We start from the raw sequence: 24,432 nt of genomic DNA on the forward strand, positions 1-24,432 counted from the left end.
TTACTTTGGGAGGAGGAAACCAAAAATGTTTACGAGACGTAACCTGCTGAAAACCGCAGCAGCGACCAGCGCGCTTGCCGCGACATCCAGCCTGGCCATGCCCGCGATCGCCAAGGGCAAGGCGATCAAGCTCGGCTATGTCAGCCCGCAGACCGGGCCGCTTGCCGCCTTCGCCGAGGCCGACAAGTTCATCCTCGATGGCTTCCTGGCCAAGACCAAGGCTGCCGGGCTCGATTATGAAATTATAGTCAAGGATAGCCAGTCCAACCCGAACCGCGCCGCCGAAGTCGCCAAGGAGCTGATCGTCAAGGACGAGGTCAATCTCGTGCTCGTCGCATCGACGCCGGAAACCACCAATCCGGTCGCCACCACCTGCGAGGCGGAAGAGATGCCCTGCATCTCGACGGCCGCGCCCTGGCAGCCCTGGTTCATTGGTCAGCAGGCCAACCCAGGTGACCCGTCATCGTGGAAGCCCTTCAACAGCGCCTTCCACTTCTTCTGGGGCCTGGAGGATGTGATCGCTGTCTACACAAACATGTGGCAACAGCTGGAAACCAACAAGAAGGTGGGCGGCCTCTTCCCGAACGACGGGGATGGCAATGCCTGGGGCGATAAAGTGGTCGGTTTCCCGCCGGTTCTCGAAAAAGGCGGTTACACCCTCACCGATCCCGGCCGCTACCAGAACATGACCGATGATTTTTCCGCACAGATCAATGCCTTCAAGTCGGGCAACTGCGAGGTCATCACTGGCGTCATGATCCCGCCGGACTTCACCACCTTCTGGAACCAGGCAAAACAACAGGGCTTCCATCCGAAAATCGCCTCCATCGGCAAGGCCATCCTGTTCCCCCAGGCGGTCGAGGCTCTGGGCAAAAGCGGTCACAATCTGTCCTGCGAGGTCTGGTGGTCGGCCAGTCATCCTTTCAAGTCCTCGCTGACGGGAGAAAGCGCCGCGGAACTCGCCGCAGGCTTTACCAAAGCCACAGGCCGGCCCTGGACGCAGCCGATCGGCTTCGTTCACGCGCTCTTCGAGGTGGCTGCGGATGTCATGAAGCGGGCGGACCCGACGGACAGCGCGGCTGTAATTAAGACGATCGCGGCGACCAAGCTGGACACGATCGTCGGTCCGGTCGCCTGGGACGGTGCCAATGTTCCGCCTTTTGCCGCGAAGAACGTGGCCAAGACACCGCTCGTTGGCGGTCAGTGGAGATTGAAGGACGGCGGTGGCTACGATCTCGTCATCACCGACAACAGGACCGCTCCCAATATTCCTGCGGGCGGCAAGATGGAGCCGATCGCCTCAGCGTGATGCGCTGCCGGGGGCTGCCCCGGAGGCGGTCATGCGTCGGATTCGGCGAACGGACGAAACAGACACCAATCAGGAAGAAGATGGTCATACTTGCCCTCGAAAATGTTTCGAAGAGCTTCGGCGCCCTAAAGGTCGCGGATGACGTGTCATTTGCGCTGGAGAGCGGAGAGGCGCTCGGCATCATCGGGCCGAACGGTGCCGGAAAATCTTCCCTGTTCAATCTGATCAGCGGCAATCTGCGCGTCGATGAGGGGCGGATTATCTATCGCAACGAAGACGTGACGCGCCAGCCGCCGATGGCGCGATGCCTGGCGGGGATCGGCCGCACATTCCAGATCCCGCAGCCCTTCCAGCAGCTGACCGTTTTCGAAAACCTTCTGGTCGCCGCGGCCTACGGTTCGCGAAAGACCGAGCGGGAGGTGTCGGAGCGCTGTGCGGATATTCTGGTGAACACCGGCCTGATCGCACGCGCCAATCAGGCGGCCGGTAGTCTCGGCCTACTTCAACGCAAACGCCTCGAACTCGCGCGGGCGTTGGCGACCGAGCCCAAGGTGCTGCTGCTGGATGAGATCGCCGGCGGCCTCACGGAGGGCGAGTGTGGCGAGCTGGTGGAGACAATCCGGACGATCCACGCAGCCGGTGTCGCCATCATCTGGGTCGAACACGTGCTTCATGCCCTCAACTCCGTGGTGAGCCGTCTTCTCGTGCTGAATTTCGGCAAGGTGGTCGGCCTCGGCAGGCCGACCGAGATCATGGAATCGAAGGCGGTCCGCCAGATCTATCTTGGGATTGACGTCTGATGGCACTTCTTGAAACACAGGGCTTAACGGCTTTCTACGGCGACTTCCAGGCGCTCTTCGGGGTCGACATCATGCTTGATGCCGGTGAGACTTTGGCGATCATCGGCGCGAACGGCGCCGGCAAATCCACGCTGATGCGCTCGATTTCGGGCATGCTCGCCAATGAGCCCGACCAGATCAGCTTCGATGGAAGGCCCATCGGCGCGCTGCCAGCCCCCGAGGTCATGGCGCTCGGCGTCGCCATGGTGCCGGAAGGTCGCAAGCTCTTCCCGTCTCTGACGGTGGAGGAAAATCTGCTGATTGGCAAATATGGGCGCAGCGTCAAAGGGACATGGACACTTGAGACAATATACGAGCTCTTTCCGGTCTTGAGGGAAAGGCGCAACAATCCCGGCACGGCGCTATCGGGCGGTCAGCAGCAGATGGTGGCGATCGGCCGGGCGCTGATGTCCAATCCAAGGGTGTTGCTCTGCGACGAAATCAGCCTCGGCCTGGCACCAGTGGTGATCCGCGATATTTACGCGGCCTTTCCCAAAATCCGCGCCGAGGGTGCCGCCATCGTGATCGTCGAGCAGGATATCGGCCAGGCGCTCAAGGTAGCAGACCGCCTCTACTGCATGATGGAGGGACGGGTGACGCTGAATGGAAAGCCGGACGCAATTAGCCGCGCCGACATCCATTCTGCCTATTTCGGAGTGCATGCGGGATGAACTGGCTCGACACGATTATACAGGGAATTCTGCTTGGTGGCCTCTACGCTCTGTTCGCGGCCGGCTTGAGCCTCGTTTTCGGCATCATGCGGCTGGTCAATCTCGCGCATGGCGATCTCATCGTTCTGGCCGCCTTCTTGCTTCTGGTGCTGGTCAGCGCGCTCGGGCTCAATCCCTTCGTCGCGGCACTGGTCGCCGTTCCGGTGATGTATGCGGTCGGCTGGGGCCTGCAGTTCCTCTTGCTCAATCGCACCATCGGAGACGACATACTGCCGCCCCTGCTTGTCACCTTCGGCCTTTCGGTCGTTATCCAGAACGCGCTGTTGGAAGGCTTTTCTGCCGATAGCCGCCGCGTTTCGGTGGGCGCGCTGGAAACTGCGTCTCTCAAGATCGGGCCGATCAGTGTCGGCACCATGCCGCTGCTGACTTTCCTGGCGGCGATTGCCGTCATCGTCGGCCTCAACCTCGTCTTCTACAAGACAAGCCTCGGCCGCGCCTTCCGCGCCACCTCGGACGATCGCGCCACGGCGGGTCTGATGGGCATCCGCTCCGACCGCATCTTCGCGACCGCGACGGGCCTCGCGATGGTTGTGGTAACGATCGCGGCCCTCTTTCTCGGCACGCGCGCCAATTTCGACCCGACGATGGGGCCGGCGCGGCTGATCTACGCCTTCGAGGCGGTCATCATTGGTGGGCTCGGCTCCTTCTGGGGTACGCTCGCAGGCGGCGTGATCATCGGCGTCGCACAAACGATCGGCGCAGCCGTCAACCCCGAGTGGCAGATCCTCGCGGGGCATGTGGCGTTTCTTCTCGTGCTGTTGGTCCGCCCGCGCGGGCTTTTTCCAAGGGCGGTCGATTGACATGGTGCACGATACGCTTTCCCCCGACTCCGCTTCGCCTGCGCCGCCGTCTAGCTGGACCGTATCGACTCGCGATCGCGCCTCGTCGTTTGCAGTGCTTCTCGCCGTTGCGATGATTGCAGCAGGCGTTGCCGCTCCCTTTTTCGTGCCACGCGCGGCGCTTCAGAATCTCTTTTTCATCCTGACGATGCTGACGCTCGCGCAATGTTGGAACCTGCTTGCCGGCTATGCCGGGCTCGTTTCGGTTGGCCAGCAGGCCTTCGTCGGCTTCGGGGCTTATATTATGTCCGCCGCCGTCATCCTCAGCGGGCTCAATCCTATTGTCGCGATCATGCTCGGCGGGCTTGCCGCCATGATGCTTTCCGTGCCGACGGCCTTTTTCGTCTTCCGGTTACACGGTGCCTATTTCGCGATCGGGACCTGGGTGATCGCCGAGGTCTTGCGGCTGTCTCTGGCGCAATGGAAGGCGCTCGGCGGCGGCACGGGAACATCGTTGCCTTCCGGCATCACGCGCGATCTGCCGGGCGCCCGCCTCGCCGCCGATTGGTTCAGCGTGCGGCCTGCCCAGGCCGCGGATATGGTGTGCTATTGGCTGGCGCTTTTTTTAGCGTTTGCCGCCATTGGCTTTGCCTATCGGCTGTTGCGTTCCAAGCAGGGACTGGGGCTTGCCGCCGTGCGTGACAATCGCGAGGCGGCAAGATCGGTCGGCATCGATCCAAACCGCATTAAATTTGCCGTTTATCTCGCCGCCGCCTTCGTCACGGGCCTGACCGGCGCGCTCATTTACCTACAAAAAGCGCGCATCTCGCCAGACGCCGCCTTCTCGGTCACCGACTGGACCGCTTATGTGATCTTCATCGTCGTCATCGGCGGCATCGGTACGATCGAGGGACCGATCGTCGGCGTCATCGTCTTCTTCATTCTACAGAAGCTTTTTGCCGATTATGGCTCTTGGTATCTGCTCGTTCTCGGCCTTCTCGGCATTGCCGTCATGCTATTTGCCCCGCGCGGACTGTGGGGCCTCTTTACCGAGCGCACCGGACTTCAACTTTTCCCCGTTCGCCGCATCCTTGCCGGCGGACCATTGACCAAGACTATCAAGGGAGGGCCGCATGGCTGACATCAACACCGACGTTTTGATCATAGGGACCGGCCCTGCCGGCTCGGCCTCAGCGGCGCTGCTTGCCAGCTACGGCGTCGAGACCATGGTCATCAACCGCTACCGTTGGTTGGCCAACACGCCGCGTGCGCACATCACCAACCAACGTACGATGGAGGTTTTGCGCGATCTGGGAAAGGATGTCGAGGACGAGGCCTATCTCTTTGCCACTGGGCAAGATTTGATGGGGCAGAACGTCTTTTGCACCTCGCTTGCCGGCGAAGAGATCGGCCGGATGCGCAGCTGGGGCACGCATCCAGTGAGCCGGGCCGAGCACCAGCTGTCGTCGCCCTCGCACATGAACGACCTGCCCCAGACCTTCATGGAGCCGTTGCTCTTCAAGACAGCATGCTCGCGCGGCGCGCAGGCGCGCATGTCGACCGAATATATTCGCCACGAGCAGGACGCCGACGGCGTAACGACGACCTGCCGCGACAGGCTCACCGGCGCGGAGCTCACGGTCCGGTCCAAGTACCTGATTGGCGCAGACGGCGGCAATTCCAAGGTGGCTGAAGATGCGGGGCTCACCTTCGAGGGCCGTATGGGCGTCGGCGGATCAATGAACATCCTCTTCAAGGCCGACCTTTCGAAATACGTCGCCCATCGCCCCTCTGTGCTCTACTGGGTCGTCCAGCCAGGCGCCGACGTCGGCGGCATTGGCATGGGCCTGGTGCGCATGGTTCGGCCGTGGAATGAATGGCTGATCGTCTGGGGATACGACATCAATCAGCCGGCGCCGGACGTAGACACGGCCTTCGCCACCAAGGTGGTACGTGACCTTGTCGGCGATCGCGAGCTGGCGGTGGAAATTCAGTCGGTTTCGACCTGGACCGTCAATAACCTCTATGCAACCACAATGCAGAACGGCCGTGTCTTTTGCATGGGGGATGCCACCCATCGGCATCCGCCGTCGAACGGACTGGGCTCCAATACGTCGATCCAGGATGCTTTCAATCTCGCGTGGAAACTCAGTTACGTGTTGAAAGGCAAGGCTGGTCCCGCCTTGCTCGACAGCTACCAGCGCGAGCGCGCGCCGATCGCCAAGCAGATCGTGACCCGAGCCAATAAGTCGATCGAGGAATTCGGGCCGATCTTCAAGGCGCTTGGCCTGCTCGATTCCATCGACCCCGTGAAAATGCAGCAGAACATGGATGCGCGCTGCGACGATACGCCGGCGGCCGAAACGCAGCGCGCTGCCATCCGTCAGGCGATCGCAGCCAAGGTCTATGAATTCGATGCCCACGGCGTCGAGATGAACCAGCGTTATCGGTCGGAGGCCGTTCTCGCCGACGGTCAGCCGGAGCCGGCCTTCGAGAAGGATGCGGAGCTGCACTACCAGCCGACCACCTGGCCGGGTGCGCGGCTGCCGCATGCCTGGATCTTTGCCGACAACGGAACCAAGGTCTCGACGCTCGATCTTTGCGGCAAGGGCCGCTTTACGGTGCTCACCGGCATTGGCGGCCGCAGCTGGGTCGAGGCAGCAAAGCAGCTCGGCCGTGAACTTGGTCTCGACATCGAAGCCCATGTCATCGGGCCGCGCCAGCATTGGCAGGATCTGACCGGCGACTGGGCCAATCTGCGTGAGGTCCGCGACAGCGGCATCATTCTCGTGCGACCCGACCAACATGTCTGCTGGCGTCGCGAAACCATCGCGGAAGACCCGGTGGCGGAGCTTCGTCGCGCGCTATCCTTTGTTCTAGCTCTGTGAGATTTCGCTATGGAAACGCATGAAAAGGGATTTTTCACGGAGGAGAACTCCGTCGAGGTCGTCACCGGGCGCAACGCCAATGCGCGTGATCCGCGGCTGAAGCAGGTGATCGAGGTCATCACGCGCAAGCTGCATGAGGCGGTCAAGGAAATCGAGCCGACGCAGGATGAATGGTTCAAAGCGATCATGTACCTGACCCAGACCGGCCATCTCTGCAACGAGTGGCGGCAGGAGTTCATCCTGCTTTCAGACGTGCTCGGCGTGTCGATGCTTGTCGATGCGATCAACAACCGCAAGCCGTCGGGTGCGTCGGAATCGACCGTGCTCGGACCGTTCCATGTCGCGGACGCGCCCGAATTGCCGATGGGGGCAAACATCTGCCTCGATCAGAAAGGCGAGGATATGGTCATCCATGGCCGCATTCTCGATATTGATGGCCGGCCGGTTGCCAATGCCGTGCTCGACGTCTGGCAGGCTAATGACGAAGGATTCTATGACGTCCAGCAGAAGGGCATTCAGCCCGACTTCAATCTGCGCGGCGTGTTCCGCACCGGCGAGGACGGTCGCTACTGGTTCCGAGCGGTCAAGCCGAAGTTCTATCCGATCCCCGACGACGGCACGGTCGGCAAGCTACTGGCGGGGCTCGGCCGCCATCCGTACCGCCCAGCCCACCTGCATTTCATCCTCAAGGCCGACGGGTTCGAGACGCTAACGACACACATCTTCGATCCTCACGATCCCTATATCAACTCAGACGCCGTCTTCGGCGTCAAGGAAAGCCTGCTGGCCGAATTCAAGCGGGTCGACGATGCGGTGCGGGCACGCGAGCTTGAGTTTCCAGGTTGGTTCTGGGAGGTGAATACGATTTCGTGTTGGCACCTTCGAAGAAGAGCTAAACTCTGCGGACGATGCCAAGGAGCGGGACGCGACAACTTGCGTTTGACTCTCTTATATCTTGAGCCGTCTGTGTGCTCATGCCCGGCTCAGTCCGGGCCCTTTCGTTCGCGCTCGGCCATGAAAGGCCCGTGAGCCCAATGGATTTCGCGCTCGTGCTTTTCGACTGATCGACGCAGCTCGGAGAATTCGCGCCGCAGATGTCCAACAAGCTTGCGTCCGGCCGGATTTGAATAGGGCTTCGTTCTCGTCATGATCCCCAGTGCCCGTTCCGGCTGCGGGATATCAAGCGGAATGACGCTTATCCTGTTTTCCCGGCGCAACGCGTAAGCGACGGAAAGCGGCAGGATTGCCAGAGCGTCCGTTCCGATCAGATAATTCAAGACGCTCATCAGAGAGCCTCCGGCATAACGGATCGAAACCTCCTCTATGCCGAGCGTTAGCAGAATATTGTGCAAGTCCAGTACCAGCGGCGAGCCGGGCAGGGGAGCGACCCAAGGGTAGTTGAGGATGTCCTCGGTTGCCAGATTGCGCTTGCGCATCAGCGGATGGCCAGCGCCACAGGCCAGGACGTTTCGGGCAGGCAGCAATGGTTCGAACTGCTGGTCGGCCCGAAGATCGGCGGAGCCCGTCGGTGTGACCGCGACATCGATTTCACCGGATTCGAGCTCGCTTACCAGGTCGGAATAGTTGCCGTAGGACTGGTGCACCATGATCCCCGGCTCGTCGCGTTGGAACGAGGCGATCATGGGCGAGACAACCGCATCCATGAAGAAAGGCACGCCGCCAATCCGCACGCGGCCGAACGAACCCGACTTGAAACTGCGGATGATTTCCATCGCCTTGCGCGATGACGCGAGGATTGCTTTGCCCTGCAGGCCGAGCTGTTCGCCGAGCGGTGTCGGCTGCATTGGCCGTCGCCCCGAGACGAATAGCGGTTCACCCACCCGCTTCTCCAGGATGGAGATGGTTCGCGATACGGCCGACTGCGTCATGCCGAGCATGGCGGCGGCTTCCGTTACGCCTCCAGTCTCGATGACGGCGGCGAGCTGAACAAGGTGATGTTCCACGATCTTCATAGCAAAATGCTATAGTATTTATGAACAATCTCATCAACCGCCGTTTTAGATCAGCTATATTGGCAGTGGTTGGCGAGGGGCTGAGAGCTGATTGCGAACCAATGGGGAGGAATGCGGAGGAGGAGCCGCTCCCCTGGGACGATCGTTTGTTTTATAGGAGGAGGAGAACGATGGCACTTGTCAGCGGCTATCATCACTTGACCCTTTGCACCGACGGTGTGCAAGAGGACTATGATTTTTACACCAAAGCGTTGGGCCTTTATTCGGTCAAACGTACCGTGCTGTTCGATGGCACCATCCCTGTCTATCATCTCTATTACGGGTCTCGCAGCGGCGAGGCTTCGACGATCATTACCACCTTTCCGTTCCGCAAACCCGCCGTTTTCGGCAGGCGTGGTACGAACCAGTCGAAGATTATCCAGCAGGCGATCCCCGCCGGTGCGTGCGGCTACTGGGTCGAGCGGCTCAATGCCCGCGGCATCGAGGCTGCGAAGATATCGCGCTTCGGCATCGCGCGCGTAGCCTTCAAACATCCGTGCGGCATTCCCCATGAACTGGTGGAAAGCCCTTCCGACAACCGGCCGCCCATCGTCAATGAGGCGCAAGGGGTTACGGCCGAGCATGGTATCAAGGGTATCTACGGCGCGGCGATTGCCGTGTTTGACCGCACCGCCATGGATGACTTCCTGACTGTCGGCCTGTCGATGACGAAGGAAGCCGACAGCAACGAGGGACTGATGTTCTCCGTCCCAAATGCAAACGGTCCCAACAGCATGGTAGAAATCCTGCATGAAGCAAATAGCCCGCAGGGCACGTGGACGCTTGCCGGCGGCACTATTCATCATCTGGCGCTCAACACCGGCGACGAGCAGAACCAGCTGCAGCTGAAGGCGCATCTGGAGGGGTTGGGATTCACCGACGTTTCCGACCAGAAGGACCGCAACTATTTCAAGTCCTGCTACGTCCGTTCGCCGGGCGGCGCGCTGTTCGAGATCGCCTGGTCGGTCGAGGGCGGCTGGGCGCTTGATGAGCCGGCCGACCAGATCGGCACCACCCTGGTCTTCCCGCCGTGGTTCGAGAATCGTCGCGAAGAGCTGATCGCTGGCCTGGAACCGGCGAACTTCTAAGCTGGGAGATGGCGATGCATCATGAACCTCTCCTGCTCGGTGCTGCACCCGAGGAGGCCCAAGTCCACTGCATCTTCATCCATGGGCGTACCCAGTCGCCTGAAGACATGGACGAGCAGGTGATCGGTCAGCTTAAGACGTTGGGCGTGGCTTTTGTACTGCCGCGCGCTGCCGGTAGAAGCTGGTACGGCGCGCGAGCTGCGGAACGGTTGACGCCGGCAACGCGAGAGGAACTGGAATCCTCACTGGCTTATATTCGCGGTATTACCGACGAATTGACCCGTCGCCGTCACGCCACGCCTCTGTTGATCGGCGGCTTCAGCCAGGGCGCGTGCCTAGCCTTGGAATATGCGATGAAATACGGGCCATGGCGGGGTGCCATGGTCAATCTTACTGGTTGCCGCGTTGGCACTTCGGAGTGCGACAGACCCTTTGCGGACCTTGATCGCATGCCGGTTTATCTGACCGGATCCGACAAGGACCCTTGGATCCCTGTCGATGCTTTTGCTGACGCTGCGGAAAGTCTTGCGCGGGCACGGGCGAGTTTGCGTTGCGACGTTCTGCCCGACCGCGCGCACGAGGTCTCGCCCCAAGAGATTGCGGGGCTTGAAACTATGCTCTTGACCCTTGTCCGCGGTGACGGCGTGGTTCTGTAACCGGCAAGCTGCGTTAGACAACACATCGACAATTTTGAAATGAACAGCGACAGCAATTGTCTTGCCTAAGGCGGCGCGGAAAAAGGACCGCCAAAACCCTAACTGAAATCGCCCGATTAGCGGCTAGGGCTGTCGCCAGGGCGTGGCGCGAACCGCCATTGCGCCGCAGAAGTGGGACGATCGCTTGTCTTGATCAACGATTTCGATGGTGCGAATTGTCGGCTCACGTCGATTTCCTGCGAAAAGGCCTTGCGGTAGGACATGGGGGAGGTTTTGAACTGTATGTGGTAATGAGGACGGCGAAGATGCTGACCCTCTGATGAAGTATGGAACGAGATGAGCCCATCCCAAGTCGAAAGCAGCGGCCTGCGAAAGATTAGGCTCTATGAGCAGCTTCACGAGCGATTGAGGGCAGAGATTCTCGCCGGAGCGGTGCCTGAAGGTGTTGTCTTGACCGAGGCCGCCCTTGCCGATCTGGTCGGCAGCAGCCGGGCGCCGGTTCGTCAGGCATTGCAGATGTTGTTCGATGGCGGCCTGATCGCACGTCTCAATGGCCGCGGCTTCATTGTCGGTAAGACAGGGACACCACCGAAGCGGATCAAGCTCGGCGATTTTCTCGGCAAATTGTTCGACGAAGATGGCGATAGGCCGGTATTCGCATGGCAGGCGCTTTACGAGGATGTCGAACGCATCGTCGTCCATCGCTCCTTTTTCGGCCGTTATCGCATCAATGAAAACGAGTTGGCACGGCATTTCGGCGTGGGGCGCGCCGTAGCGCGTGACGTGCTGTTAAGGCTCGAGACGCTTGGCATCACCGAAAAGGACGAGAATTTTCGCTGGTCGATCGTCCCGCTCGACAGCCAGCGTATCCGTGACCTCTATGAGGTGCGCGAACAGATCGAGCCTGTGGCGCTCGCAAGCGCCTTGGGCGGGCTTTCAAGAGACCACGTCGACACAATGCTCGCGCGGCTGTCGCAGGCGCTTGCGGATTATCCCGATGTCTCGGCCTCGACCATGTACGAGCTGGAGCTCGATCTTCATCTGCGCAGCCTTCAGGCTTGCCCAAACAAGGAGTTCCTGAGCATCCTAAAGCGGACGCACTGCATCCTTACGCTCAGCAAGCATATCGTCGGCAGTCGCATCAAGAGGCCGGAATACGAGCCCTTCCTGTCGGAGCACATCGGTGTCTTTAAAATGGTGCAAAACCGAGACGAGGAGGGGCTGCGCAAAGCCATGCGAGACCATATTCGCAACTCGCAACCGAGCGTACAGGCACGCGCTGCCTATATCCGCGAGCAATACCAGCCGGACGAATACCCATTCATCGTCTGATGCGCGGCACCATCAGGTGATGGCGCCGACCTGCCAGGGAACGAATTCATTGTCGCCGTAGTCGAAGGTCTCGCTCAGGGTCTTCTTGCCGGAGGCGACAGCGATGATTTCCTCGAAAATCCGCTCGCCGGCCGCCTCGATCGTATCGTCGCCGCTGACGATGTCACCGCAATTGATGTCCATATCCTCGCGCATATGGTTGTACATTTCTGTATTGGTGGCGATCTTGACGCAGGGTGCTGGCTTGAAACCGGAAACGGAGCCTCGGCCCGTCGTGAAGCAGATCACATTGCAGCCGCCGGCAACCTGGCCGGTGACGGCGACAGGATCGTAGCCGGGCGTGTCCATGAAGACGAAACCAGGTTCGTCGACGATCTCAGAATATTCATAGACGGCTTTGAGCGGCATGGAGCCACCCTTGGCGACCGCGCCGAGCGACTTCTCGAGGATCGTCGTCAATCCGCCGAGCTTGTTGCCATAGGACGGATTGTTGTTGAGTTCCGCTCCGTTGCGTCGGGTATAATCGCGCCACCAGTCGATTCTGGAGAGCAGCTTTTCGGCCACGGCAGGCGTAACCGCTCTGCGCGTCAGCAGGTGTTCCGCACCATAGATCTCCGGCGTTTCCGCCAGAACCGAGGTGCCGCCATTGCGCACGAGGAGATCGGAGGCATAGCCGAGCGCTGGATTGGCCGAAATGCCTGAATATCCATCGGAGCCGCCGCATTCCAGGGCGAGCTTGATGCCGGAAAGCGGCTGGACGGTGCGGGTGGCGGAATTGACCTCCGGCAGCATGTCCTTGATCATTTCGGATGCGGCGGCGATCGTCTTGCGGGTGCCGCCGAGATCCTGGATCGTCATGGTGCGCAGTCGGTTTCCTTCTTCCAGCTTGTAATGCTCCAGGATGGGCGCGATCTGATTGGTTTCGCAGCCAAGCCCGATCATCAGGATACCGCCGAAATTCGGATGCCGCGCATAGCCCTGGAGGGTACGGGCCAGATAGCGGTAGCCCTCCGACTGCGTGCTGACGGCACAGCCGCCGCCATGGGTCAGCGCCACGACGCCGTCGACATTGTCGAAGCCCTCGAGCCCGCCGGTGCGATTGAAATGTTCGGCGATATATTTCGAGACGGTTGCCGAGCAATTGACCGTCGTGATGATGCCGATGAAATTACGCGTACCGACGCCGCCGGCGCCGCGGTCAAAGCCCATGAAGGTCCGACAATCCTCGCGCGGCAGCATGTCTGTCTCTTCGATATCGACACTGAACTGATAGGGATGGTCGGACTCGATCACGGCCAGGTTCTGCAGATGGACGTGGCCACCGGCCGGAATGAACTGCGTTGCGACGCCGATCGGCTGGCCGAATTTGCGGATCTCCTGGCCTGCCTGGATGTCGCGAACGGCCACCTTGTGACCCCGCGGGATCTGGTCTGCGGTAATCAAGCCGTCGATGCCGGTCGGGCTGCCGGCGCGGATCATCACGCGAGCGACCGCAACATCGTCAATGGGGTTGAGCAGGATGACAGGCGAAACGGCGGGCATGGGAAGTTCCGTATGTTGGATTAATGTCTATTGCTAGCAATAGACAATTATTCAAGGGAAGACGTCAAGCAAGATCGACGTAGTGGGCAGGGCTTGCTTTCAGTCGCGGGGTTGGCGCGCCAGCCAAGCGGAAAGATCGGCTTCCGCACGTTCGAGCGCGCTGTGGTTGAGGAGTTTTCTTAAGAAGGCCACGGCCACCGCGCGCGCTCTCAGATTGAAACGACCATCATCATCCTGACCGCCGAGCGGCTGATAGACGCCGAGTTTCACATAAAGCTGCTGCAATCGGTTCTGGACGCTGCGGACCGAGAGATTGCGCCTCTGGGCGATCGCGCGATCGGTCAATCCAAGAGCGATATCGATCAGGATCTCATATTCGGCCTCGGTGAAACCATTGACGTTGCCGAGGCTCTTTTGCTGCATGCCGCGCACTTCGCGGTCGATCACGCACTGGCTCTCGATGAAGATGCTGCGAAGCGCCAGCTTCAGGCGGTCGTCCGAGGCCGATTTCAGGACATAGCCATAGACCGCGCCGGCGGGCACGATGCGCGAAACGCCGCGAACATAGGCCTCGTCCGAATAGTTCGACCAGAAGAGGATACGCGTCTCCGGTCGCTCCTTCCAGATCGTGCGGGCCGCCTCGATGCCATTGCGCTGGCTCATCTGCAGATCCATGACGATATGAGAGGACCTCAAATCCCGCGCCAACCGTTCGCCCGTATTGCCATTTTCCGCCTCGAGCACGCCATCACATTCAGGAAGTGCAGCGCGGATCGCTTCATTGAGATAGGAGCGATGGAGCGGATCGTCCTCGATGATCAGAACCTTCATGCGGCAGCTCCTCCAGCCGTTTGCGCGATGGCAGGCAGGCTGACACTGACTATCGTTCCACCGGACGCCGCAGCCGCCTTGATCGTGAAGCGCGCTGAAATCAGCCGCGCACGCGTGCGCATGTTTTCGATGCCGCCGCCCGATAATCTGCGGGTATTTGCAAGCCCCACACCGTCATCGACGACATCAATGGTGACCGCGCCCTCGGCCGTTTTCAGATGAACCGCGATGCTCTCAGCCTGTGCATGGCGAATGGCGTTGTTGATGGCCTCCTGAGCGATGCGGAACAGGGCAATCGACACCGATTGTTCAAGGCAGTCGATCGCGCCGCCGGTCTCGTCGTTCAGTGTCCAGGTTAAAGTCGCGCCGCTCTCCTGGATCGACCGTTCGAGATGGTTCTCGATCGCCTGCGCAAAACCGAACAGTTGAAGGACAGAGGGCTTGGCCTCTTCAATGATCTGGCGAAGATCGTGCATGCTGTGTTGCAACCCGCGAAAGAGCGGCTCAAGCGCTTCACCGGTGACATCGGGCTGGCGGGCAAGCCGTTCCAGCCGCCGGGAGAGGCGGGTCAGATCGGCGAGAATCTGGTCGTGCAGGTCCATGCCAATGCGCTGGCGTTCCGCTTCCAGCGCCTCGGTCAGCTTCAGGGCACCGAGACGCAAACCCTCTTCGCGGGCCCGAGCCTCGGCCTCCACGATCGCCGACCGTTTGGCCTGGTCGGCGGCGCGAATTGCAAAGAAGTGGGGTGCGAGGAGATCGGCAATCACGCGGGCACTTTCGATATCTCGCATGGTGTAGAGGCCGGTCTGGTGACTGGAGCAGGACAGGGCGCCGATGATATGACCCTGAACTTTAAGGGGCACGTGCAGACGGCTATGCAGCGATTGATGAAAGATCGGGTGCGAGAAAGAGCCCTGAAAATGGAATTGGGGATCGCTCCAGGCATCATCGGTTAAGAGGTAATCGGTCTCGCCCCAGAGAAGCGTGCGGATGGGGCTGTTGCTTACGGGTGCGGGAAAACGTCGACCCCAATCCGTTTCCAGTCCGCTCTCGTAGGCAGTATGAAATTGCTCGTCCATCAGGATGATGCAGACGTCGAGATGGTCATGCGGGATAACATGGCTGATTTCGGCGGCGACGGCCTGGATGACCGAGTGAAAGTCGAGCTGACCTGCAAGAAGCCTCGATATGTTGAGATAATGGTCGAAGACCGATTGCGGCGCCAGATCGCGCAAGATACGCCCTCCCAGGCAAAGCGCCGGCCTCTGCTCCTCCGGCCGCGCAGCATGCAAATTTTCGACGCTATTAAGCGCCGATCCGAGCCATCCGTCTTGCGGACTTGCGCATCTTTTCTGCGGGATCCCGCAAGGTCCCACCCTTTAAGCGCCTGTACAAGCGTCACAATCTCGGACATCCTGTTTCTACTGACAGGGTAACCTTCAGTGCAAATATTATTTTCGATCGTTCGTTGAGGAGCGCGCTCGGAAATCTTGGCCTGGAAGATGAAGTACAGGCGCTTTGGGAGGAAAGAATGAATATTGCCAAGATGCTTATGGCATCCGCCGTCATCGCTTGCGTTGCCGCGCCGGGTGCTGCCTTTGCCGACACGTCATCCAAGAAAATTGCCTTGTCGAACAATTATGCCGGCAACTCCTGGCGCCAGGCCATGTTGACGAGCTGGCAGAAGGTAACGGGCGAAGCGGTCAAGACCGGTGTCGTTGCCGCGGCCGATCCGTTCACGACGGCTGAAAACCAGGCAACCGAGCAGGCCGCACAGATCCAGAACATGATCCTGCAGGGCTATGATGCGATCGTCATCGATGCTGCCTCGCCGACGGCGCTGAACGGCGCGATCAAGGAAGCCTGCGATGCCAAGATCGTCGTTGTTTCCTTCGATGGCATCGTGACCGAGCCCTGCGCCTGGCGCATTGCCGTCGATTTCAAGGGCATGGGTGCCAGCCAGATCGAATATCTCGCCAAGAAGATGCCGAAGGGCGGCAATGTGCTCGAAATTCGCGGGCTTGCCGGCGTCTCCGTCGATGACGAGATCTCAGCCGGTATCCATGCGGCTGCCGCCAAATATCCGCAGTTTAAGATTGTCGGTTCGGTTCACGGCGACTGGGCTCAGGATGTCGCCCAGCGCGCCGTTGCCGGCATTCTGCCGAGCCTTCCCGATATTGCCGCGGTCGTGACCCAGGGCGGTGACGGCTATGGTGCCGCCCAGGCTTTTGCCGCCGCCAAGCGCCCCATGCCGACGATCGTCATGGGCAACCGCCAGGATGAACTTGCCTGGTGGAAGAAAGAGAGGGATGCCAGCGGCTACGAGACGATGTCGGTCTCGATCGCGCCAGGCGTCTCCACGCTCGCCTTCTGGGTCGCCCAGCAGATTCTGGACGGCAAAGAGGTGAAGAAGGACCTGGTCGTTCCATTCCTGCGCATCGATCAGGACAATCTCGAAACCAACCTTGCCAACACGCAGGCCGGCGGTGTCGCGAATGTCGAATATACGCTCGACGACGCCAAGAAGGTCATAGCCGCGGCGAAGTAACCGATATCTGCGAGCCGTAGAGACGGGCGCCGCCGATGAAAAGGCGGCGCCTGCCGATCAAACGCCCGACCCGGACGATCCATGATTGCAGCCAAAGACAATGCTTTGAAGAGACAGGATGCCGGCCCGCAGGCCGTCGTCTCCGCCCGTGGCATCAAGGTGCATTTCGGTGCCGTAAAGGCGCTCGATGGCGCCGATCTGACGGTTCTTGCCGGCGAGTGCATCGGGCTTGTTGGCCATAATGGCGCCGGAAAATCGACGATCGTCAACGTCATCAACGGCGGCCTCAGCCCGCACGAGGGCAGCGTCACCTATGAGGGAGACGACAGCGTGCACGGCATCAATGCGGCGCGCGCCCACGGCATACGCTGCGTCTTTCAGGAATTGTCACTCGCGCCGAATCTCACCGTCGTCGAGAACATGCGGGTGGTCCATCGCGGCCTTGCCGGCTGGAGCTGGCGGCGGCAGGCGGCCACAATCGTTCGCGCCAAGCTCGACGAAATTTTCGCCGGTCACAGGATCGACGTCATGCGGACCGTCGGCGAACTCTCGATCGCCGAGCGGCAGATGGTAGAGATCGCAATCACCTTTTGTGCCGTCGGCGAGAAACCTAAGCTGGTTATCCTCGATGAGCCGACCTCATCCCTCGATGCCGGCCTTGCTGCCCAGTTGATGACCTATGTGCGCAGCTTCGTGCAGGCGGGCGGTGCAGTCATGCTGATCTCGCATATTCTTGGCGAGATCCTTTCGACCGCAAGCCGAATTCTGGTCATGAAGGACGGCCGCGTTGTCGCCGATCGCACCGCTCAGGACTTCACCGTTCATAGCCTTGTCCAGGCAATGGGCAGTGTCATCAAGGAACAAGATCGCAAGCGCAGCAGCGGGGAAGGCGCCGCATCGTCTCCTTTGCTTGCACTGCCGGCGCGAGGAGGCCGAGGCCTTGGCTTCAATGCTCGCAAGGGTGAAGTGATAGGACTTGCCGGGCTTGCTGGTCATGGCCAGACTGACATGCTGCTCGATCTTCATCGCTCGCTTTCGCACAACTGGCTGCCGGGCAGGCAAGGCAATATCGCCTTCGTCGCGGGCGACCGCAGCTTGAACGGCACCTTTCCCCTTTGGAGCATCCTGAAAAACCTCAGCATTGCCTCGCTCAGCGATTTTTCGCGCCTGTCGGTCGTCGATCGCGGGCGCGAGGATCGCCTCGGTGCCGACTGGAAGGGCCGCATCGAAATCCGTACGCCGACGATGGCAAATGGCATCTTGTCCCTGTCCGGTGGCAATCAGCAGAAAGTGTTGTTCGCCCGCGCCTTGGCAACGACTGCGCCGATCGTGCTGATGGACGATCCCATGCGCGGTGTCGATATCGGTACCAAGCAGGAGGTCTACAGGATCTTGAGTGACGAGGCTTCGTCCGGCCGGACATTTATCTGGTATTCGACGGAAATGGACGAGATCCGGCTCTGCGACCGCGCCTATGTCTTTCGCGACGGCGCCATCGTCGCCGAGCTGGTTGGAGACGAAATTACGGAGGAAAATGTGCTGGCGGCTTCCTTTGCCGGGGAGGGCGCATGAGCCGTCCGTCCTCCGCTACCCTGCGCCTCCTCATTCCGGCGCTATCGCTCGCCGTCCTGCTCGCCGCGGTCTTTTATCTGCAGCCGCGCGCCATGAGCTATATCGGCCTCAACCTGCTCTTCAATCTCGCCGTGCCGATTGCGCTCGCGACGATCGCGCAGATGATGATCATGTCGGTCAACGATCTCGATCTCTCGATGGGGACCTTCGTCAGCTTCACGGCCTGTGTGGCGGCAACCTATCTGCAATCTGCTCCGCTCGTCGGTATCCTCATTCTGGCGGTCGCAATTGCAGTCTATGCCGCAATCGGCATCGTCATCTATATCAGAGATCTGCCATCGATCGTGGTGACGCTCGGCATGAGCTTCGTCTGGGGCGGCCTGGCGGTCTTACTCCTGCCGGCCCCGGGCGGCACCGCACCCGATTGGGCGCGCTGGCTGATGACTTCTAAGCCGCCGCTTATCCCCATTGCGATCATAGCCAGCCTCCTTATCGCGCTGTTCGCCCATCTGATCGTCATGCGCTCCTCCTTCGGGGTGCTGATCCGCGGTGTGGGCGGCAATCAGCGATCGCTGCAGCGTGCCGGCTGGTCCGTCGTCAGCCTGCGTGCCGCGGCCTATGCGCTGGCGGGCTTCTTTGCCGTATTGGCCGGCATTGCGCTGGTCGGGCTGACCACCTCGGCGGATGCGAATATCGCGCTGCGTTACACGTTGCTGTCGATCGCCGGCGTCATCCTCGGCGGCGGGGAGTTTACCGGCGGCCGCGTCTCGCCGGTCGGGGCCGTCATCGGCGCGCTGACATTGACCCTGGCGGGCTCCTTCCTATCGTTTCTGCGGATATCGCCCGACTGGCAGATCGGCGCGCAGGGCGCAATTCTGATTATTGTGCTCGCCCTCAGGCTCTTGCTCAATCGCGTCGAAAAGCGGGAGAAACAATCATGATCGCGCTTGCCGTGCTCGGCCGCAAACCCTGGATATGGTCCTTTGTCGCCGCAATCGCGGTGTGGATCGTCACCGTTCTCTTTACCGGCGGCGCCAGTTCCATCGGCCTGTCGCAGGCTGCACTCACCTTTGCGGCATTCTCTGTGATCGTCGGCATTGGCCAGATGTTCGTCATCACGCTCGGGCCGGGCAATATCGATCTTTCCGTGCCGGCGACGATGACGCTTGCCGGTACGCTCGCGCTGAAACTCATGAATGTCGAAGACGGCATGATCGTGCCGGGCCTGCTGGTCTCGGTCGTTATCGGCCTTGGCATCGGGATCGGCAATTATGCCCTGATCAAGCTGCTGCGCATTCCGCCGATCATTGCAACACTCTCCATGAGCTTCATCATTCAGTCGACTGCCATCTGGAGCAACCGCGGCCTTCGCATCAAGCCGCCCGAATATCTGGCCGAATTTACGACATCGGGGATGTTCGGCATACCGAATGTCGCCATCGTCGCCCTGCTGCTATCGGCGCTTGCCTGGATTCTCCTGGAAAAGACGATCTATGGCCGCTGGATCTCGGCGATTGGCCAGAGCATGTTCGCGGCGCGAATGGCCGGCATTCCCGTCGACGGAACGCGTCTTGCGACCTATGTGCTCTGCGCCATCCTCGCCTCGATCTGCGGCTATCTGCTGGCGAGCTTCTCCGGCGGTGCGGCCCTCAACATGGGTGCGGAATATCTGTTGATGTCGATTGCCGTCGTCATCATCGGTGGGACGGCTGTTGCCGGCGGCGATTCCAACGTGCCGGGCATCTGGGGCGCCTCGCTGTTCATGTTTCTGGTCGTCTCCATGCTGAACACTTATGGCTTCGGCGCGGGCCCAAGGCTTGTTCTGACCGGCCTGATCATTATTGCCGTCATTCTCGTTGCCGGCGGTCGCCCCGCTGGTGGGCGCTGACACTTTTCTCCCAAGATCCCTACAGGAAAACTGCGATGCCGACCGACGCCTCCATTTACGAAATCTACGACACGCGCTTCCGCAATCTGATCGTCCCGAGCGCCGACCTGGAGGAGCTTTACTCGGATTGCCGTTGGGCTGAGGGGCCGGTCTGGTTTGCCGATGCCGGATGCCTGATCTGGAGCGACATTCCCAACGAGCGCATGCTGCGCTGGGTGCCGGGCGGGAATGTCTCGATCTTTCGCGCGCCCTCGAACTTTGCCAACGGCAATACGCGCGATCGCCAAGGGCGGTTGATATCCTGCGAACATGGCGGCCGCCGTGTAACGCGCACGGAGATCGACGGCTCCATCACTGTTCTTGCCGACAGTTACAAGGGCAAACGCCTGAATTCACCCAACGACGTGATCGTCCGCTCGGACGGAACGATCTGGTTTACCGACCCAACCTACGGCATTCTCTCCAATTACGAGGGTTACAAGGCGGAGCCGGAGCAGCCGACCCGCAACGTCTACCGCCTCGATCCGGCCACCTGCGAACTGGATGTCATGACGGACGATTTCCGCCAGCCGAACGGCTTGGCCTTTTCCCCGGACGAGACGAAACTCTATGTCGCCGACTCCGCCGCAAGCCACGACGTCAGCGCCCCCCGCCACATTCGCGTCTTCGATGTCGTGGATGGCAAGAAACTCGCAAACGCCCGGGTCTTCTGCAACATCGATACCGGCATTCCGGACGGCTTCCGTGCCGACATCGACGGCAACATATGGACAAGCGCCGGCGACGGCATTCATTGTTTTGCGGCTGATGGGGCTTTGATCGGCAAGATCAAGATCCCGCAGACGGTCGCTAATCTTACATTCGGTGGCCCGAAGCGGAACCAGCTTTTCGTTGCTGCAACGCGCTCGCTGTATCGGGTCTTCACGACGGCGAGCGGGGTGGAGATGCTTTGAAAGGATGAGGTGTTGTAGACATAGTGGGGAATGCCGCCATATCTTTGATGGAACATCTACCCGGGCGTGCTTTTCCTTGGCCCAGGTTCGCAAGGCATTGGTATCGCGGGTGCGGTCAGCAAGGAGATCGCACCGTTGGGCATTTCCTGCAACATTGACTCAACCATCCGGTGGTCAATTTTTTGCAAGGTAGCGTCAAGGGCATCAAATTTGAGCGGCATTGGCGCGTGTTCTGCGCCGAGCGTTTTTGTAAATTGCTGCTACCAACTTCGTCACTCAGTGTTTTACGTTGCAGACATCGATCGGCATCTATAGGAAATAGCATACTAGTCGATCATATGTTAGGAACGGCTGAATGAACACCCCTTATGAAAATCTTCCCGCCTCTGCCTTCTGGCGTAAATCCGTTTCCTCTATTCCTGAATTTCTGATTGATCCCGTCGCGGAGGCCACTTTCAGGATTGGTAAATCCGACCTGGTCGCAACAGCTGGCAGTTGCTTCGCTCAACATCTCTCTCGAGCAATTCAGTCTCGCGGTTTTCGATATTTGATAACGGAAGCAGGGGATGATATCCCCCTGGCTGAGCGGCACAGCCGCAACTACGGCGTTTTTAGTGCTAGATTTGGCAATCTTTATACGGTGCGCCAATTACGTCAGCTGATTGAGCGTGCCTACGGAATAGCCGAATACGAAGTAGAGCCATGGATCCGCAGCGATGGTCGATTTGCCGACCCCTTTCGCCCCCAAATCGAGCCGACTGGATTTGTGACAAGAGAAGAATTATATAGTGATCGTGAGCGGCACCTACGCGCTGTCCGAGAAATGTTCTCGTCGCTTAACGTGCTTGTGTTTACGATGGGCCTAACAGAGGGCTGGGAGCATATTGCGTCCGGTGCAACTTTGCCGCTAGCCCCCGGTGTTGCTGCGGGGGAGTGGGACGCAGCTACTTACCGTTTTGCCAACTATACGACTGCAGAAACTTTGAAGGATCTAGAGGATTTTTTCACGATCCTCAAATCGATCAACGCATCTGCTAAAATGCTTCTAACCGTGTCGCCCGTGCCGTTGATCGCAACTTATTCCCCAAACAGTGTGCTTGCTGCGACGAGTTATAGCAAGGCGGTCCTTCGAGTTGTGGCGGAGGAGTTTTCACGAAAACGCAAAGGGGTGGATTATTTCCCTTCCTATGAGATCATTACAAGCCCTGCAGCAGGCAACAAGTATTTCGACGACGATTTACGGAATATTAAAGAAGAAGGTGTGGCGCATGTTATGCGTTCATTTTTTAAACACTATGTAAACGATTCCGATTCGCCGTCGAATGATTATCGTGAATATAGTGGTGAGATCTTAAATGCGGCAGTCCGAGCTCAAAACGAAAGTGCCTTTCGAATTGTTTGCGATGAAGAGTCAATAGAAAAGAATTTGGTTTAGGTGCTGGTGTGAGAATTTGTCTTATAGGCAACTGCCAAATTGAGAGCATGCAGGCGTGTCTGCTGGCGATGTTACCTCATGCCGAAGTGACATTGTATCATAGCTGGAACATCGGAGCGTCCTACGACGACGCCGAGTTATTTAAGCAACATCTAGGACAATTTGATCTTGTTCTCGCGCATCGCTTTTACAATATTGCTCATATTGCATTTGATGAGCTTAAATCACTATCTCAATTTATAGAGTTTCCAGTAGTCAATTTCCTCGCATTTCATCCAGATTGCGTCTATCTGGTGGACGACATTAGCAAAAGAATCGTCCGCAGCGCACTTGGTGACTATAATTCGGCAATAGTTGCATACAGCTATATGAAAGAAATTCCGGCGGAGGTTTGTAAAAACGCATTTCGTGAAGATATATTCCGAACGGTCGGCTATCTATCGAATTGGGAAACAGCTGTAAGCGCTCTTGACGCGGAGTTCAAACGGTGCGGATTTTCGGTTAACGCATATCTTGCGAAATGGATGGCACGAAAGCCATTTATGCATTCCATCAATCACCCGCGAATTTCTATTGTATACGATATTCTTGGAACGGCATTGGACAGAGCAAAAATAACTTACCGTGCGGTGCCGAATATCGACGATCTAGTGATTGATCCTTTGATGAATTTCGCTGGCTGGCCGCTCTATCCACAAATCGGACGTTCTTTTGGATTTGGTGGAAATTATCTTTTTAAGGGAAATGTTCCGGCAGATGGAGCAAGGTATATTTTTAGCTTAGATGAATTCATAGAAAGTTCTTATAAGTATTACGCTGATGCCGGGGTGAACAAATTCACAAATAATGTCTTTCAAGCGTGGGATACCTTAAATGTGATGGAGTTAATCAGCGCCTAAAACAACATGCCCTAGCCACTGCATAAAGGACGTCCCGCTCCGCCGCTTGTTCGAGAATCAGGCCGGAAAATATAACTGTCAGGTTATCAATTTGCAGGCCGATATACTGGTCCTGTGAAAGTTTGATTTTAATTTTTACTGTTAAACTGCCATTAAACGTTTATCGGCGGCGACCAGGGCTCCCGCGGTTTTGAACCACCGTAGGTTCTGGACCGGCGGAAGTTGGAATTTTGCGGCTTCTGCGATGCCAAGATTGCCGCGGTACTGCTCGATCGGCTTGGGCTTCGTTGCTACATCCTCGAAACCGGAAACGATAGCTTCCGCTTCAAGAACAGTTTGGCGCCCGACACCAAATCAACAATTAGAGCAGTTCCTGTGACCTGCTCCCCTGAAATGTCCTCGCAATTTTGCGCATTCCGACGAAGCCGGACGGCTATTCCAATCTGAAGCCGGATAGTCATTCCGATTTCATGCCGGACACGGTTCCGATTTGAAGCCGGACAGTTGCGTACCTGTCGGTCGTCTATGTCTTTGACCTGAACCGCGTTTCGCGGTCAAGCCAGGGTTGTTGGTTCTGTGTTCATGGCTTTCTGTTTCCGCAAACTCTCGCCGCTGAGCTCAATGCGGTAGGCGTTGTGAACGAGGCGATCGAGGATGGCGTCGGCCAGCGTCGGATTGCCGATCATGTCATACCAGTGATCGACGGGCACCTGGCTGGTGACGATGGGCGACCGCTTCTCGTAGCGGTCCTCGATGATTTCCATGAGATCGCGCCGCTGCTCGTCGTTGAGCTTCTCTGGCCCCCAGTCGTCGAGGATGAGCAGGTCGGTTCTGGCGAGCGCCTTGAGGACCTTCGGGTAGCGGCCGTCGCCGCGCGCGAGCGCGAGGGTGGCGAACAGCCTGGGCAGGCGATGATAAGCGACGGAGAAGTCCTCGCGGCATGCCTTGTGCCCGAGCGCGCAGGCCAGCCAGCTCTTGCCGACGCCAGCAGGCCCGATCAACAGTAGACTGTGACGCTGCCTGATCCAGTCGCAAGCGGCGAGCTTTAGGAACAGATTGCGATCGAGACCGCGGGCGGCTCGGAAGTCGATGTTCTCGACCTGGGCTGTTGGTTTTCACGCGGAACTGAG

The 24,432-nt window shown here is 59.0% G+C and carries 20 protein-coding genes and 2 pseudogenes; 17 read left to right on the forward strand and 5 right to left on the reverse strand.

What is annotated here, in order from left to right; translation table 11 throughout:
• The first annotated feature begins 25 nt into the window (after positions 1 to 25).
• From ACK83U_RS23205 to ACK83U_RS23235, 7 genes and pseudogenes are all read left to right on the forward strand, one after another.
• Complete coding sequence (locus tag ACK83U_RS23205; RefSeq protein ID WP_112609079.1) at positions 26 to 1,309, forward strand: ABC transporter substrate-binding protein; 1,284 nt, start codon at positions 26 to 28, stop codon at positions 1,307 to 1,309.
• A gap of 80 nt (positions 1,310 to 1,389) precedes the next feature.
• Positions 1,390 to 2,109, forward strand: coding sequence for an ABC transporter ATP-binding protein (locus ACK83U_RS23210; protein ID WP_112412554.1), 720 nt, complete (start codon positions 1,390 to 1,392; stop codon positions 2,107 to 2,109).
• Complete coding sequence (locus ACK83U_RS23215; protein ID WP_112609081.1) at positions 2,109 to 2,819, forward strand: ABC transporter ATP-binding protein; 711 nt, start codon at positions 2,109 to 2,111, stop codon at positions 2,817 to 2,819. Before ACK83U_RS23210 ends, ACK83U_RS23215 begins: the two co-directional genes overlap by 1 nt.
• The gene (locus tag ACK83U_RS23220; RefSeq protein WP_112337689.1) at positions 2,816 to 3,679 is read left to right on the forward strand and encodes a branched-chain amino acid ABC transporter permease; all 864 of its coding nucleotides are present in this window, start codon (positions 2,816 to 2,818) and stop codon (positions 3,677 to 3,679) included. Before ACK83U_RS23215 ends, ACK83U_RS23220 begins: the two co-directional genes overlap by 4 nt.
• Before the next feature lies 1 nt (position 3,680).
• Entirely contained in the window at positions 3,681 to 4,799 is a 1,119-nt protein-coding gene (locus ACK83U_RS23225; protein WP_112609083.1) for a branched-chain amino acid ABC transporter permease, read from the forward strand.
• Entirely contained in the window at positions 4,792 to 6,546 is a 1,755-nt protein-coding gene (locus ACK83U_RS23230) for an FAD-dependent oxidoreductase (RefSeq protein WP_112609085.1), read from the forward strand. Before ACK83U_RS23225 ends, ACK83U_RS23230 begins: the two co-directional genes overlap by 8 nt.
• A 9-nt stretch (positions 6,547 to 6,555) precedes the next feature.
• Positions 6,556 to 7,442, forward strand: a pseudogene (locus tag ACK83U_RS23235) (intradiol ring-cleavage dioxygenase).
• A gap of 87 nt (positions 7,443 to 7,529) precedes the next feature.
• On the opposite strand, the gene ACK83U_RS23240 reads toward ACK83U_RS23235, so the two are convergent.
• Complete coding sequence (locus tag ACK83U_RS23240) at positions 7,530 to 8,519, reverse strand: LysR family transcriptional regulator (RefSeq protein ID WP_112609087.1); 990 nt, start codon at positions 8,517 to 8,519, stop codon at positions 7,530 to 7,532.
• Positions 8,520 to 8,689: 170 nt separating this feature from the next.
• On the opposite strand from ACK83U_RS23240, the gene ACK83U_RS23245 reads away from it, so the two are divergent.
• The 3 genes from ACK83U_RS23245 to ACK83U_RS23255 all read left to right on the forward strand — a co-directional run bounded on the left by ACK83U_RS23245 (position 8,690) and on the right by ACK83U_RS23255 (position 11,634).
• Positions 8,690 to 9,646 (forward strand): VOC family protein, encoded by a 957-nt coding sequence (locus ACK83U_RS23245; RefSeq protein WP_112337684.1) that lies wholly within the window; start codon positions 8,690 to 8,692, stop codon positions 9,644 to 9,646.
• Positions 9,647 to 9,660: 14 nt separating this feature from the next.
• Positions 9,661 to 10,302 carry an alpha/beta hydrolase gene (locus tag ACK83U_RS23250; protein WP_412475011.1) on the forward strand — a complete coding sequence of 214 codons (642 nt, stop codon included), beginning with the start codon at positions 9,661 to 9,663 and terminating at the stop codon, positions 10,300 to 10,302.
• 336 nt (positions 10,303 to 10,638) lie between these two features.
• On the forward strand, positions 10,639 to 11,634 hold the full coding sequence (locus ACK83U_RS23255) for a GntR family transcriptional regulator (protein WP_112337682.1): 996 nt from the start codon (positions 10,639 to 10,641) through the stop codon (positions 11,632 to 11,634).
• 12 nt (positions 11,635 to 11,646) lie between these two features.
• On the opposite strand, the gene ACK83U_RS23260 is transcribed toward ACK83U_RS23255, so the two are convergent.
• The 3 genes from ACK83U_RS23260 to ACK83U_RS23270 all read right to left on the reverse strand — a co-directional run bounded on the left by ACK83U_RS23260 (position 11,647) and on the right by ACK83U_RS23270 (position 15,242).
• A complete protein-coding gene (locus ACK83U_RS23260; RefSeq protein WP_112609091.1) occupies positions 11,647 to 13,176 on the reverse strand; it encodes an altronate dehydratase family protein in 1,530 nt (509 codons plus the stop codon).
• 99 nt (positions 13,177 to 13,275) lie between these two features.
• Entirely contained in the window at positions 13,276 to 14,007 is a 732-nt protein-coding gene (locus tag ACK83U_RS23265; RefSeq protein WP_112413301.1) for a response regulator transcription factor, read from the reverse strand.
• On the reverse strand, positions 14,004 to 15,242 hold the full coding sequence (locus ACK83U_RS23270) for a sensor histidine kinase (protein WP_112609093.1): 1,239 nt from the start codon (positions 15,240 to 15,242) through the stop codon (positions 14,004 to 14,006). The genes ACK83U_RS23265 and ACK83U_RS23270 overlap by 4 nt, the downstream gene beginning before the upstream one ends.
• Before the next feature lie 296 nt (positions 15,243 to 15,538).
• On the opposite strand from ACK83U_RS23270, the gene ACK83U_RS23275 reads away from it, so the two are divergent.
• From ACK83U_RS23275 to ACK83U_RS23305, 7 genes are all read left to right on the forward strand, one after another.
• Positions 15,539 to 16,555, forward strand: coding sequence for an ABC transporter substrate-binding protein (locus tag ACK83U_RS23275; protein ID WP_112609095.1), 1,017 nt, complete (start codon positions 15,539 to 15,541; stop codon positions 16,553 to 16,555).
• Between the two features lie 81 nt (positions 16,556 to 16,636).
• Positions 16,637 to 18,127 carry a sugar ABC transporter ATP-binding protein gene (locus ACK83U_RS23280; protein WP_112609097.1) on the forward strand — a complete coding sequence of 497 codons (1,491 nt, stop codon included), beginning with the start codon at positions 16,637 to 16,639 and terminating at the stop codon, positions 18,125 to 18,127.
• Positions 18,124 to 19,068, forward strand: coding sequence for an ABC transporter permease (locus ACK83U_RS23285; RefSeq protein ID WP_112412564.1), 945 nt, complete (start codon positions 18,124 to 18,126; stop codon positions 19,066 to 19,068). Before ACK83U_RS23280 ends, ACK83U_RS23285 begins: the two co-directional genes overlap by 4 nt.
• Positions 19,065 to 20,015: an ABC transporter permease gene (locus ACK83U_RS23290; RefSeq protein WP_112609099.1), complete on the forward strand. Its 951-nt coding sequence runs from the start codon at positions 19,065 to 19,067 to the stop codon at positions 20,013 to 20,015. The genes ACK83U_RS23285 and ACK83U_RS23290 overlap by 4 nt, the downstream gene beginning before the upstream one ends.
• Before the next feature lie 35 nt (positions 20,016 to 20,050).
• Positions 20,051 to 20,968, forward strand: coding sequence for an SMP-30/gluconolactonase/LRE family protein (locus ACK83U_RS23295; RefSeq protein WP_112609101.1), 918 nt, complete (start codon positions 20,051 to 20,053; stop codon positions 20,966 to 20,968).
• A gap of 355 nt (positions 20,969 to 21,323) precedes the next feature.
• Positions 21,324 to 22,403, forward strand: coding sequence for a GSCFA domain-containing protein (locus ACK83U_RS23300; protein ID WP_112609103.1), 1,080 nt, complete (start codon positions 21,324 to 21,326; stop codon positions 22,401 to 22,403).
• A gap of 47 nt (positions 22,404 to 22,450) precedes the next feature.
• Positions 22,451 to 23,302 (forward strand): WcbI family polysaccharide biosynthesis putative acetyltransferase, encoded by an 852-nt coding sequence (locus tag ACK83U_RS23305; RefSeq protein ID WP_112609105.1) that lies wholly within the window; start codon positions 22,451 to 22,453, stop codon positions 23,300 to 23,302.
• Positions 23,303 to 23,856: 554 nt separating this feature from the next.
• Here ACK83U_RS23305 and istB read toward each other — a convergent pair.
• Positions 23,857 to 24,417 (reverse strand): annotated as a pseudogene (gene istB, locus ACK83U_RS23310) (IS21-like element helper ATPase IstB); the annotation flags it as partial.
• Positions 24,418 to 24,432: the final 15 nt, after the last annotated feature.

This window comes from Rhizobium sp. WW22, from assembly GCF_047041135.1.
In the GTDB taxonomy this organism is placed as follows: Bacteria; Pseudomonadota; Alphaproteobacteria; order Rhizobiales; family Rhizobiaceae; genus Rhizobium.